The sequence below is a fragment of the Nonomuraea sp. NPDC049152 genome (genome assembly GCF_040648355.1).
In the GTDB taxonomy this organism is placed as follows: Bacteria; Actinomycetota; Actinomycetes; order Streptosporangiales; family Streptosporangiaceae; genus Nonomuraea.
On sequence record NZ_JBEZDO010000005.1, the window covers coordinates 86,500 to 99,229 of the forward strand.

The 12,730-nt window shown below is 66.8% G+C and carries 12 protein-coding genes; 7 read left to right on the top strand and 5 right to left on the bottom strand.

Translation table 11 applies throughout. From position 1 onward, the window contains the following. The first annotated feature begins 206 nt into the window (after positions 1–206). Positions 207–1,505, top strand: a complete 1,299-nt coding sequence (locus AB0B45_RS11610) for an MFS transporter (RefSeq protein ID WP_358128603.1) — start codon at positions 207–209, stop codon at positions 1,503–1,505. A 298-nt stretch (positions 1,506–1,803) separates the two neighbouring features. On the opposite strand, the gene AB0B45_RS11615 is transcribed toward AB0B45_RS11610, so the two are convergent. Beyond that, positions 1,804–2,208 (bottom strand): nuclear transport factor 2 family protein, encoded by a 405-nt coding sequence (locus AB0B45_RS11615; RefSeq protein WP_358128606.1) that lies wholly within the window; start codon positions 2,206–2,208, stop codon positions 1,804–1,806. 93 nt (positions 2,209–2,301) lie between these two features. Between AB0B45_RS11615 and AB0B45_RS11620 the strand changes: the two genes are divergently transcribed. Next, entirely contained in the window at positions 2,302–2,835 is a 534-nt protein-coding gene (locus AB0B45_RS11620) for a helix-turn-helix domain-containing protein (RefSeq protein WP_358128609.1), read from the top strand. Here the strand turns inward: AB0B45_RS11620 and AB0B45_RS11625 are convergent. Beyond that, the gene (locus tag AB0B45_RS11625) at positions 2,832–3,914 is read right to left on the bottom strand and encodes an IS630 family transposase (RefSeq protein WP_358128613.1); all 1,083 of its coding nucleotides are present in this window, start codon (positions 3,912–3,914) and stop codon (positions 2,832–2,834) included. The two genes, AB0B45_RS11620 and AB0B45_RS11625, sit on opposite strands and share 4 nt — an antisense overlap. A gap of 106 nt (positions 3,915–4,020) precedes the next feature. Between AB0B45_RS11625 and AB0B45_RS11630 the strand changes: the two genes are divergently transcribed. After that, positions 4,021–4,365, top strand: a complete 345-nt coding sequence (locus tag AB0B45_RS11630; RefSeq protein WP_358128616.1) for a hypothetical protein — start codon at positions 4,021–4,023, stop codon at positions 4,363–4,365. Between the two features lie 213 nt (positions 4,366–4,578). Here AB0B45_RS11630 and AB0B45_RS11635 read toward each other — a convergent pair whose 3' ends face one another. The 3 genes from AB0B45_RS11635 to AB0B45_RS11645 all read right to left on the bottom strand — a co-directional run bounded on the left by AB0B45_RS11635 (position 4,579) and on the right by AB0B45_RS11645 (position 7,088). Continuing rightward, positions 4,579–4,941, bottom strand: a complete 363-nt coding sequence (locus AB0B45_RS11635; protein ID WP_358128619.1) for a DUF2203 domain-containing protein — start codon at positions 4,939–4,941, stop codon at positions 4,579–4,581. A 1,155-nt stretch (positions 4,942–6,096) separates the two neighbouring features. Further along, entirely contained in the window at positions 6,097–6,309 is a 213-nt protein-coding gene (locus AB0B45_RS11640; protein WP_358128622.1) for a hypothetical protein, read from the bottom strand. Positions 6,310–6,338: 29 nt separating this feature from the next. After that, positions 6,339–7,088, bottom strand: a complete 750-nt coding sequence (locus AB0B45_RS11645) for a L,D-transpeptidase (protein ID WP_358128624.1) — start codon at positions 7,086–7,088, stop codon at positions 6,339–6,341. A 90-nt stretch (positions 7,089–7,178) separates the two neighbouring features. Between AB0B45_RS11645 and AB0B45_RS11650 the strand changes: the two genes are divergently transcribed. From AB0B45_RS11650 to AB0B45_RS11665, 4 genes are all read left to right on the top strand, one after another. Next, positions 7,179–7,865, top strand: a complete 687-nt coding sequence (locus AB0B45_RS11650) for a response regulator transcription factor (protein ID WP_358128627.1) — start codon at positions 7,179–7,181, stop codon at positions 7,863–7,865. After that, positions 7,862–9,655 carry an ATP-binding protein gene (locus tag AB0B45_RS11655; protein ID WP_358128630.1) on the top strand — a complete coding sequence of 598 codons (1,794 nt, stop codon included), beginning with the start codon at positions 7,862–7,864 and terminating at the stop codon, positions 9,653–9,655. Before AB0B45_RS11650 ends, AB0B45_RS11655 begins: the two co-directional genes overlap by 4 nt. A 297-nt stretch (positions 9,656–9,952) precedes the next feature. After that, positions 9,953–10,555 carry a hypothetical protein gene (locus tag AB0B45_RS11660; protein WP_358128633.1) on the top strand — a complete coding sequence of 201 codons (603 nt, stop codon included), beginning with the start codon at positions 9,953–9,955 and terminating at the stop codon, positions 10,553–10,555. Between the two features lie 698 nt (positions 10,556–11,253). Beyond that, positions 11,254–12,627, top strand: a complete 1,374-nt coding sequence (locus AB0B45_RS11665) for a hypothetical protein (RefSeq protein ID WP_358128635.1) — start codon at positions 11,254–11,256, stop codon at positions 12,625–12,627. Positions 12,628–12,730: the final 103 nt, after the last annotated feature.

Genomic DNA, 12,730 nt, shown 5'->3' on the forward strand with positions numbered 1-12,730 from the left:
ACACTATTGCTGATGCAACATGGCGCGTGTGCAACTATCGCGGACGCCGCTGGTTGCATACGCTCCAGATCAGTTTACGGGAGAGGACGAGCGTGACTCGGAGTGAAGAGCGAGCGGGAGGCGACGCCTCGGCGGTGCCCGCGTTCCGGAAGCATCCCCTGCGCTGGTCGGCGCGGCAGTGGATCGCGCTTCTCGTCTTCAGCGGGGTGATCCTGCTCGACGGCCTGGACATCTCGATGATCACTGTCGGGATACCGGAAATCCAGCACGAGCTCGGGATCAGTGCGGCCACCGCGCAGTGGTTGCTGAGCGGCTACATCCTGGCGTTCGGCGGCTTCCTCCTGCTGGGTGGACGATGCGCCGACTTGTTCGGCCGGCGGCGGGTGTTGGTGATCGCCATGGCCGTGTTCGCGATCGTGTCGCTGCTGGGCGCGTTCGCCGACAACGCGGTCCTGCTGATCGTCTCGCGCTTCGTCAAGGGTATGGCGGCAGGCTTCACCGCCCCGGCAGCCATGTCGCTGCTGACCACGACCTTTCCCGAAGGCCCGCAACGGAACAAGGCGTTCGGCATCTTCAACGTCTTCGAAGCCTCGGGATACTCCTCCGGACTGCTGATAGGCGGCCTGCTCGCAGGGCTGAACTGGCGAGGCATCTTCGTCCTGCCGGCCCCGATCGCCGTACTGATCCTGGTGGGAGCGCTGTGGGTCCTGCCGCCTGATCCGCCGCGCACCGAGCGGCCGCGGCTCGACATCGGCGGCGCCGTGACCCTACTCGGCGGGATGCTGCTGCTCATCTACACCGTGGTCGCCGCAGCGGATGTCGGCTGGACCTCGCTGCCGACGCTGACCGGCCTTGCCCTATCGGTGCTGTTGCTCGTTGGTTTCCTCGCCATCGAGCGAACGGTGAGACAACCGCTTATTCGGTTGGGCATCTTCCGCAACCGGAGCCTGGTGACCGCCAACATCAGCGCCGCCCTGCTGTACGGGGGCGCCATGGGCTTCCAGTTCCTGCTTGCCTTGTACCTGCAGAACCTACAAGGCTGGCAACCGTGGCAGATGGCATTGGTACTGCTGCCGGCGGGGCTCATGGTGGTCGTCATCGGACCCAGACTCGGGGCTCTGATGGACAGGTACGGCGTGACCAAGGTACTGATGGCCGGGCTCGTAGCATTCGTACCGTGCTACCTGCTGATGCTGGGCATCGGCCCCGAGCCGGACCTGTGGACAGTGTTGCTGCCCGCCTCACTCCTGTGGGGTGTGGGCTTCGCGCTCAGCATCGCGGCGCTGATGGTCGCCGGCACCAGCGGGGTAGCCGACCACGAGCAAGGGGTCGCCGCCGGGCTGCTCAACAGCTCGCTGCAGGTCGGCGGCGCCTTCGGCCTCGCGGTCGTCACCGCGGCGATCGTGCCCGGCACGCAGCTGGCCATGCTCTATCCGGGAGTGGCGGTCATCCTCGCATTCGCAGTCCTGACGCTGCTCGCGCAGCTGATACGCAAACAGGGATGACCATCACGCGGCGGAGCGGAGTCGAAACCGTCGCACCCGAGCACGCCAGCTCGATCTGCTCGACGCCCAGCTCCACAAGGTTGCCGAGTCGGTGTACCGGGGTGACGAGCAGGCCCTGCGCGACCAGGGCAGGTTCCTCGAAGACCGCTTCGGCGGCTCCGGCCTGGATCTCTGACCGCCCCGGCTTCGTCACTCGACGGGACGGAAGACGAGCAGCGAGCGCGGGCGCTTGCCTAGTGCAGCGCCGCAGAGATCCCTGAGGGGTGGTCGACTGTTCGTTACGGGAAGTCGCTCAGGGCTATCCGGCGCCCAGGGGCGCCCGCCGGGCACGGACCTTGCGGTGGGTGATCCGCCAGCCGCGGTCCCCGCGCGAGATCGTGTCCTCGTACGTCGCGCTTCCGCACGTGCCGTCCGCCATGATGCCGATGCCCTTGGACAGCGCGCGTACGTGATCGTCGGCCACCTTGGTGATGACGACGTTGGTCACGTGATGCCCGACCGGATTGCCCTCGCCCAGCGCGAGCGCCGCCTCGCGGATCGCGGTCAGCCCCTGGACGACCCCGAAGCCGAAATCGCTGACGTCGTAGACGACGTCGGCGGTGAACAGCTCGTCCAGCCGGTCGAGCTCGCCGTTGTCGATGAGGTGGCCGTGCATCGAGATCAGCTCGGTGACGGCGATGCGGTCGTCGGCGGTAAATGCCATGAGAGTCCTCCAGCCCCACGAAATGGGGAGCTCCCCGTTTACGTCCACTACAGTAACCGGGGATGTCCCCATTTACAACGCTGGAGCGAGCTCATGGCACGCAGAGCGGATGCAGCAAGGAACGCCGAGTCGCTGATCTCGGCGGCGAGGGAGCTCTTCGACGAGCAGGGGTCCGACGTGGCGCTGGACGACATCGCGCGGCGCGCGGGGGTGGGCAATGCCACCCTCTATCGCCATTTCCCCACCCGCGGCGATCTGCTCGTCGCCGTCTACGCCGAGGAGGTGGCCGAGCTGTGCGAGCAGGGCCAGGCGCTGCTACACGCGCCCTCGGCGGCCGACGCGCTCTTCAACTGGCTGGATCGCTTCGTGGTCCACGTCGCGACCAAACGCGCCCTCGCCATGGGCGCCACCGACAGCAGGCGGGCGGAACTGTTCGACCGCTGGCACGAGTCGATGAGGTCGGCCGCGTCGGGCCTCCTGCTTCGCGCGCAGCAGGAGGGCGCCGTCCGTTCCGATCTCGACGTGGCTGACCTGCTGGCCCTGACGAGCGCGGCGGCCATGACCGGCGCCGAGGCCGGCCACGCGCAGCGCCTCCTGCGGATCCTGCGGCACGGCCTCCAGGTCTAGTCGCTGCGACGAACGAGATAGCGGTCGTGTTCCACGCGGGCGTCGTAGCGCCAGCGGTAGGGCCGAGCTATCGCGTTGTAACGGATGGTGAAGTCGTCGATCTGGGCCATCAGATCCTCGCGGGAGGTGAACTCGCCACGTCGCAGCAGGCGACGGGTGAGCGCGGAAGACCACATCTCGATCATGTTCAGCCAACTGGCGTGCTTGGGCGTGTAAGTGACCTTGAATCGGGGGTGCGCGGTCAGCCAGGCGCGGGTGGCGCGGGAGGTATGGTTGGACCCGTTGTCCATGATCAGGTAGATGGTCAGGCGCGGATCGATCACCTTGTCGAGCATCGCCAAGAAGGCGATGAAGTTCACCGAGTTGTTGCGGTCGATTCGCTCGGCCCAGACCTGGCCGTCGGCCACGTCCATCGCGGCCAGGATGGAGACGGTGCCGTGCCGGATGTACTCGAACTCGCGGCGTGCAGCCTGTCCCTTCCCGGCCGCCCGTTCGGGATACTTGCGGGACTTGGCCTGCATGCTGGTCTTCTCATCCACGCTGAGCAGCACGCCATCGGCCGGTGGCCGCAGATAGAGATCACATACCTGTGCGGCCAGGTGCCAGAACTGCTCGTCATCGAGGCGGTTCAGCCAACCGCGGACCTTGTGCGGTCGCAGGTCCGCCTCGGCCAGGACCCGGCCAACCTGCGATGGCGAGATGCCCACCTCGGCCGGCCGCTGCGCGATCAAGGCGTGCGTCCAGGTCGCCGCCCCCGATGGCGGGGCGCTGGTGGCACAGGCGATCACCTGCAGCCGGACTTCGGGCCCGTAGGTCTCTGGCCGTCCTGGCCGGGGTAAGTCGAGCAGCCCCTTGATGCCATAGTAGGCAAACCGGCCGCGCCACTTGCGCACGGTGGTCTCGGTCGTATCCAACCGGGCTGCCACCTTGGCCGAGGACAGACCCTCAGCCACCAGCAGCACAATTCGGGCACGCAGCACCAGGAACTGCGGGCTCGATGGTCGCGCCACGATCTTCCCCAGCCGGCGGCGACGCCGATGACCCACCTTGACCGCGACAGCACTGACCGGACCGGCCATCGCCCCTCCTCCCACAGTCGGGCGATCTCCTCCAGATCGCCCGACAATGCCCGCATCCGGCTTGCGGGGTGGGACGACACGCCATCCATCGGCCACAATCGGATCCATGCCAGTGCCGCCCAAGCAGGTCAAAACCCTCGTCGAGGACGATGTCGACTCGCACGCCTTCCAGCACTGGCCGCAGTTGGGCGAGGTCACGGTCCGCTGGCGCGGCTCCTACGGCTATCTGACCGGCCACTGGGACCACGACGTGGACGACACCGGCTTCCCGCTGGCCCGTATCGAGTACCTCAGCGATCCCGACGCGTGGGCGTTCGCGATCTACCAGGCCAGCAGCGACACCTTCCAGGACACCACCCTGCTCACTGGCCAGCGAACCGGTTCGCCCAGCCAAGCGCTCGACTGCGCGTGCACCGTCCACCTCGCCACCGAATCCGCTCGCGATCAGTGACCGGACGAACCCCTTAAGGATCTCTGCGGTGCTGCACTAGAGCCTCTCCGATCACGATCTGCCCCGGCCAGAGGCTCCTGGGAGAGACCGATCCTCAAAAAGAGAGGCGACGTCTCCCGCCTTCGGATCGGCCCTCAAGAGAAAGGCAACGTCGGCCACTCCGGGTCAAGCTTCAGGGAGGGGAGGCAGCGCCGACCGCCGTCGGGTCAGGCTTCAGGGGAGGCGGCGCCGACCGGGAAAGCCGAGCTCGCTGCGGTGGTACCAGCCGAGCTCGGTCTCGCCCTCGATCCAGCACAGTCGCACGGACACCCCACCGAGAACCGCCGGAAAGTCTACGAGCACCGGCGCGATGCCTTTGATCTCGATCTGCCGCTCCTCGAACCAGCCGAGGATCTCGGCGATGCGCGCTTCCATGGCCTTGGCCTCGGGCAGGCCGCCGAGCGGAGATCGCACGCCGCCTCTGAGGTCGTGGCCGAGCTCGGCGAGATCGGCGCGGATGGCGACGAGCTCGTCCACGAGCCCGCACACCTGCGGCATGAGACCCCGCGCCTCCTCGACCGTGAAGATTCTGTCCACAGGAGAACGCTATCGGCGGCATTCACCCCAGAGCACCGCCGACGTCACCTCGATCAGAACCTCTGGCAAGCAAGTACGGCTTACGCCTTGCCCGCCGCCATCCCCGAACCCCCAGCCGGAACTTGACCTACCGAGGTGCTCGGCCCAGCAGACCGAGACCCCGTCGACGATCGACGTCCGCACCAGCAGTGCGTCCGATAGCCGTAGAACTCACGCGAACAGATCTCCTCAGTCACCGGCTCGATCCTCAGCCGCGACAGGTACCACCTGAGGCGATCACTTTTCACGCGTACATCTTGCGCCTCGATCGGCGTCATCGCACTGACGACGACCCGGAAGTCGTTGTCCTGTGCCTCCCGTACGATCGCGGTCGCCCGCTGGTCGGCCTCACACCACTTGACGAGCCCCTCGCAGTCCAGAACGACGGTGCCCGCACTCAGCTTGCTTCGGGCGCGCGCCACCCGTCCTCCTCCAGGAGCTCGGGTGCGGACTTCACGCTGCGGAACAGTTCGGCCGCCTCATCGCGAAACGGCGCCTACTCCCACGAGGTCGTAGCCCGGTGGCCGGATCACTCAGGCTTGACGCTGGCGCCTCCTATCCAGCAGCAACCTCCGGGATTCTTCAAGGTACTGGTGGTGGTAGCACTGGCCTCACGCATCGATAGCCCGCTATTCGGTGCCCCTAGGGTGTCGAGGCGACGCATAGATCACCAGACGGTACGGATGGCACCGAAGGACACAGCGGAGGAACGTAAGGGACGTCGGTCCCTCCACCTGCTTTGAAGAACGAAGCATCGGGCCGCTCTCTCGATCCAGGGAGGCGGCGTCTCTTCATGTTCGGGCAAGCCCGCGCAGGCGGTGTTGGCGCACGGGGTCCTGCTCCTGCCCGCGATGGCCTGGTCGCTGACGCGACCGCGGGCAGGAGAGGAGGTACGGCCGCACCTGGTACAGCTGGCCGGCGTGCTCTACGGCGGCAACACCGCGCTCGTCTCGGGCCTGGCGCCGGCCGGGATCACCGTGGTGAGCCCGTCGACCGCGTCCGTGCTCCGCTCGGGGCGGTCAGCACCCTCGCCCTCGTCGCGCTCGCGGCGAGGGCGAGGGCGAGGGCGCCAGGGTGCAGCGCCGCAGACCCGAGGGCTGCGGCGCCGCACCACGATCAGCCGGTGTAGGCCGGCCTGGCGACGACTGGCTCCGGACCCGCCGTCGTCTTGACCGTGGGCCGCTGGTCGGCCGGCGCCGCGGCGGGCGAGGCGGCGGGCGAGGCGGACGGCTTCGTGGGATCGGCCGTGGCCGTGCCCGAGAAGCCTGCGAGGCCCGCGGTCAGGGCCAGCACCGCGCTGATGCCGACGAGTGTGGCTTTGATCTTCATAGGGTTCCCCTGTTCATTCACGTCGGGCCTCAGCCCTTGACGACGACCGGAGTACCGATCGCCAGGTTGTTCGCCATCCAGGTGATGTCGTCGTTGCTGACCCGGACGCAGCCGTGGCTGGCCCGCGTGCCGATGGCGGAGGGTTTGTTCGTCCCGTGGATTGCCAGCTGGCCTGGGCCGCCGGCGAAGCTCTTCAGCACCGGCGAGAAGCCGCTCAGCCCGAAGGCGTAGGCACCGAAGGCCCCGCCCTGGTCGACGGGCTTCACCAGCTCGGTGAAGAAGTAACGACCTGGCGGTGTCGGCGTGCCCGCTTCGCCGGTCGCGACCTTGCCCGTCCTGACGGCCCTGTCACCGTCATAGACCGTGAACCTGAACGCCCCGCGATCGATCTCCACCCGGTAGGCGGTCTCCGCGAGCGTCACGTCGGTGGCCTTGATCCAGCCCTTGCTGCCGTTCGGCCGGATCGGCAGCAGCACCTGGAGCCACGCGCCCTCGTCACGTTCCACCAGAAAGACACGCGCCGCTCCGTAGGCGTTGGGGCTCGTGATCGTCCTCTGTGCCACCCCCTCCTTGTTTCCGTAGACCGTGATCCGAGATCCCTTGACGGTCGCGATCTTCGAACTGGCGCCGGTCGCCGGCTCGCGCCGTACGGCGCTGCTCGCGGAACTGGCGCCGGCCGCCGGCTCGCGCCGTACGGCGCTGCTCGCGCTGCTCACACAGCCGGCCAGCAGGAAGGCGAGTGTCGCCGCAGCAGCCGTACGAAGCAGGTTGGTTCTCACCTGCCGCAGCCTGGCGACAGAATGTGTGAAACCTGTTTGGTCGTCATGCGGATCCCATGTGCACCCCTGACATGGGCATAACCTCAGCCCATGTGCGCGTACGTGCTGGTCGCCGAGGATGATCCCAAGCAGGCCGAACTGCTCAGGCGGTATCTGGAGCGGGAGGGCCACGAGGTCCTCGTCGTGCACGACGGGCGTTCCGCGATCGACGAGGCGCGGCGGGCGGATCCCGACCTCGTGGTGCTCGACGTGATGATGCCGAAGGTTGACGGGTTGGACGTCTGCCGGGTGCTGCGTGCCGAGTCCGACCTGCCGATCCTGATGCTGACCGCCAGGTCCACCGAGGAGGATCTGCTGTTGGGGCTCGACCTCGGTGCTGACGACTATGTCGCCAAGCCGTACAGCCCGCGTGAGCTGATGGCCCGCGTGCGGACCCTGCTGCGCCGTACCGGGAAGTCCCAGGACGCCGATCGGCAGGTGTTCCAGGCGGGCGATCTCCTCGTCGACCCGGTCAGGCACACCGTCACCGCGGCGGACACGCGGGTGGATTGCACGCTCGCGGAGTTCCGGATCATCGAGACGCTGGCCGCCGAGCCGGAGCGGGTGTTCACCAGGAAGCAGTTGCTGGAGCGCATCCACGGCTTCGACAGGTTCATCACCGAACGCACGGTCGACGTGCATGTGATGAACCTGCGCAAGAAGATCGAGCCTGATCCGCGCCGCCCGGTCCGGCTGCTGACCGTGTACGGCGTCGGCTACAAACTGACCCACGCATGAGGTCGTTGTTCGTCAGGCTGCTCACGAGTTCGGCTGTCGTGGCGGTCTGCTCGATCACGGCGACCGCGTGGCTGGCTGCCAGCAGCACCTCTGGCGCCATCCAGCGCGAGCAGGGCCAGACGCTGGCCAGCGACGCCCGGATCAACAACAGCCTGCTCGGCTACGCCTCCCACCATTCGGACTGGTCGGGCGTCGCCGCCACCCTGCGCGATCTCGCCGCCCAGAACAGCCGCCGCATCGCGCTGGCCACCGAGAACGGCACCCTCATCGCGGACTCGGCGACCGCCGGGATCCCACTGCCCGCCAAGGTGTCGGCCGTCGTCGACCCGCTGGCCGTGGACGTGACCCTGGTGCCGGGGGCGGCCAGGGACCGTATCGATCCACGCGCGGTGGGTCCTTTCCTGCTGTCCGCCCGCGATCGCGCCCGGCTGAGCAAGGCCGCCGACACCTACGCCGCCTGCGCGGGCCGCACCGGGCAGGCCGTACAGGTGACCGTCTCGAACACCGGGAGGCCCCTCGTAACGACGCTCAGCCAGGGGGTCAGCCAGGAGTCGAGCCCGATGCCGAGCCCGATGCCGACCGCGGCCCCCGTCGTGGTGGGCGCCTGCGACGCCACCACCTTCAGCACGCCGACGCGCACCGAGAAGACCGCGTTGAAACAACTCAACCTCCTGGTCAGCAGGTGTCTCAAGGGCAAGGGCGCGGAAAGGGGCTCGGTCGGCCTCGACTTCACCTGGGTCTCCAAGGAGAAACAGCCGATGCCGCCGGTCGCCGAACCCGATCAGGTGATCTCCTCCTGCATCGTCACGGCCCGCAAAGAACAGCTCGATCCCTACGTCGCCCCCGCGGCGTACCTGTACATCGGCTCTCCCGCCGAGGCCACCGGCCAGCGCATCCCGCTGCCCTCGATCGCCGGTGCCGCCCTCCTCGTGCTCGTGCTGACCGTGGGCGTGAGCGTCATGGCGGCCAGGCGCCTGGTCAGGCCCGTCAACGCGCTCACCCACGCCGCGCAGCGGATGCGTGACGGGGACAGCTCCGCCCGCGTCACGGTCAGGACCACCGGCGAGATCAGCGAGCTCGCCACGGCGTTCAACGAGATGTCGGAACACCTCCAGCGCATGGAGGAGCAGCGCAAGGCCATGGTCAGCGACGTCTCCCACGAGTTGCGCACACCGCTGAGCAACCTCAGGGGCTGGCTGGAGGCCGCCCAGGACGGCGTCGCCGAGTTGGACCCCGCGCTGATCGCCTCGCTGGTCGAGGAGATCCTGCTGCTGCAGCACATCGTCGACGACCTTCAGGAGCTCGCCCTCGCCGACGCGGGCAAGCTCCGTCTGCACGTCGAACCCGTCCACCTCGGCGACCTTCTCGACCAGGTGACCACCGCTCACCGAGGCCGGGCCGAAGCCGCAGGGCTCACGCTGACCACCGTGATTACCGATGACCCCCCGCTGACCGCGGATCCGGTACGGCTCCGCCAGGCCATCGGCAACCTGGTGACCAACTCCCTGCGCTACACGCCACGCGGTGGGCACATCACACTGGGCGCCCGCCAGGATGGCGACCAGGTCGTCGTCGAGGTGACCGACACGGGGATCGGGATCCGCGCCGAGTATCTCCCCCACGTCTTCGACCGGTTCTGGCGGGCGGAGAAGTCCCGCAACCGCCAGACCGGCGGCAGCGGGCTCGGGCTCGCCATCGTGCGCAACCTGGCTGAGGCGCACGGCGGCACAGCCACGGTCGCCAGCGTGCCAGGTGTCCGCACGACGTTCACCCTGCGTCTTCCGTCGTAGTGGCCCGCCGTGCCACCAGGAGCAGGCGGGGGGCTCCGCTCGATCTGACGCTCCGCTGCGGCGTCAACGTAGGCGGAGAACCCGCGAGCTCCAACTCATTTCCGGACCGCCCGAATGTTCCCTGCTCGCAGGGAAACACCGACCTTGGCGCGGGGCCGGTCCTACATCCGAGAAGCCCTTCTGGCAGTGATCATCTGTCCGGCCGGAAAAGGACGCAGGAGATTTGGCCCGACCTGCTTGAGCCGATCTGGCGAGAGGACTGCGAACCAAGCCGTTCCCTCCGGCATCAAACTCTTCATGATCAGCGTGACACTCTCCTTGCTGCTGGCCCTGTCCCCGGCGACGGTGACCGAGATGCCGAAGAACTTCCTGCTCACCGAACGCGACGCGCGCAGGCACCTGGGCCCCGACGAGGCAGAGGAACAGGGCTACAAGATCAGCGACAAGCTCACCGAGCCGTTGGAGCTGAACCCGTGCGGGCACCAGCACGCCGTCGACCGCGACCGGGTGGCAGCCCGCACGATTACGCACTGGACCAGCGCACCTAGCGCCTCCTCCGAACAGCTCGTCATCTACAAGAGCCCCCGTGCCGCCCATTCCGCGCTTACCCGTCTGCGCACCGAGGTCAAGCGGTGCGCGCGCAAGGGCGACCCGTCGGCGCCCGAACTCAAGATCCAGTGGCGGACGAGTAAGGCCAAGGCGGGAGACGAGGCCATAGGCATGGGTTATCAGACCTGGCAGGACGGCAGCGTGAACCAGACGATCACCGGTATCGCCGCGCGCCGAGGCAGTGCACTGATGATCTACACGACCGACGAGGGAGCCTACGACCCCGGCCGACTGACCAAGGACGCCAGGAAGATGGCCGCCAGGGTGTGTAAGGTTCCCGGCGTTTGCTAGCGGGTTCTAAGACACTCTGAGCCCAGGACGTCCAAAACGTCCTCCGCATCCCCAAGAAGACTGTCTCCCTTGTTCAAGGGGCGACAGTCTTCTTACTCACCTCATCAAATCGCCGATCACAGCCGGACTTCTACGGACGCAACCGGACGCACACCCAAGAGCCCGTCGTCCCCTCGCAGCAAGACCGCAGCGCTCGGCGAATCACCGCAAGGCACACACACGAATCCAGGCAAAGAGATCCCACGACTACCGATGACCCGTCGGATAGACCCGGCCCGACAGCAGGTGTCCACGCAGAGCGCGCCATCCACCTTCTCGCCGCACTCCATTCCTGTTTCTCGCTGCTGGTACCACCGCCATAGGCCGTCTTCCGGCTGCTGTCGCCGAAACGCCTCTGTCTCCTGATCGACACCGGACGTGCCGGGCGATCCGAGGCCAGGATCTAACTATCTCCGCAGGTCTACGCCTCGCCAGAAGTCAGGCCGACCGGGCAGGAAACGCCCGCCCCTACGAGCGTGTATCTATGTGGGGCAAACCCGTCCTCGTCGCCAGGTCCTGCATCGTCGAACTGGTAGCACGCTGCCTGGTGGTTCCGGTTGCCGCGCAAAGGACGAGACGCTGTGGCCCTCGCTTACTAGATCTTGGAAGCGGGCTCCACTACTATGCGAACACAAGTTCTATAATCGCGGGGAGCGCCCGTGTCCTCGCCAAGACAGTTACCGAGCGGCACATTAAGCCGACGATTTAACGGACGATTTACCCGCAAGCTGACGGTCGTATGCGTCACTCTCGCGCTGGTAACCAGCTTGGCCGTCTCGCAAGCGACAACCGCCACGGCCGCCGACTCGCTCACCTACCTGGGCGACCTCACAGGCAGCAGCGATGTGGCCGTCGGTGGCGGCAAGGTCTTCGTCGCCGTGGACGACCGGATCATCGTCGCAGACACCGAAGGCACCCTTACTGGGGTCATCACCGGCGTGTCCGAAACACGCGACCTGGTCACCTCACCTGACGGCACTCGCTTGTACGCAGCCCTCCGAGGGTCGAACGAAGTGGCCGAAATCAACACCACCGACCTAGCCATCACCCGGCGCATCAATCTGACCGCCTACCCCTGCCCGGACCGGCTCGCGCTGTCTGGACATTGGCTGTGGGTCTCCCACGGTTGCCCAGCCACAAGTTCCGGCGGCGCACTCAGCCTCGATATGTCTCTCTCCACGCCACAGCCTGCCCCCGTGTCCATCAACCCCGTCAATGCGCCACAGATCGTCGCCGCAGGGAACACACTGGTGCTCACTGAGGACAAGGACCTGTGGGTGTACGACATGCAGGGCGGCACCGTCACGCTTCGCGGCACTATAGACGCCTATGACCATGGCCTTTGGAACGGCTGGGGGGACATCGCCCTGGCCCCGGACGGCTCGACTGCTTACACGACACCCGGATCTGCGAACGACTTCGAAGCCTGGGACCTGACTACCCTCACCCGGACCCGTTCCTACGGCAAAGAAGAGGGCGTCCTGGGCTACAGGAGCATTACCGTCAGCCCGGACGGAGCCCAACTAGCCGTCTCTCGAGACACCGATAACGTGGACGACGAGCCGTTAGTGCTGTTTGACGTGAACACGGGGGCGAAGGCTCAGATGTTCGGCGAGTCCCTCCTATGGACTCATGGTCTAGCCTTCTCCGATTCCGACCTGTTCGCCGTGGTCGAGAAGACCATTGATCGCAGCCTTCACCTGTTGCGGCTACATGGCGCCAGACTCCCATCATGCAAGCTCGTCGTGACTGGTCCGGAGAAGTCGCAGCCGCGCAAGACCATAACGTTCACTGGTCAGCTCACGGAGCATGACAGCTCCGCTCCCGGTGTTCAGCAGCTCACAGTTGCCCTCCGCCGGCGGGACGGCACGACTACGATGCTGCCGGACGTCACAACGAACGCGGACGGCACGTACACCTTCAGCCACACCCCCTATCTCGAGGACGAGTGGAGCTATGACGTCTACCGCGAAAACACTCCAAATAGCCGGAGCTGCAAAGCCTCCGCGATCGTGAACGTCTCCAGGTTCTGACCGCCTGGAATCTACAGCGCTGCCCAACATGCACGCCTGACATCTCGGAGATCGTCCGGCCCGGTGTGCGAAGCGGCTCCCCGCCGAACGGAGAGCCGCCCAG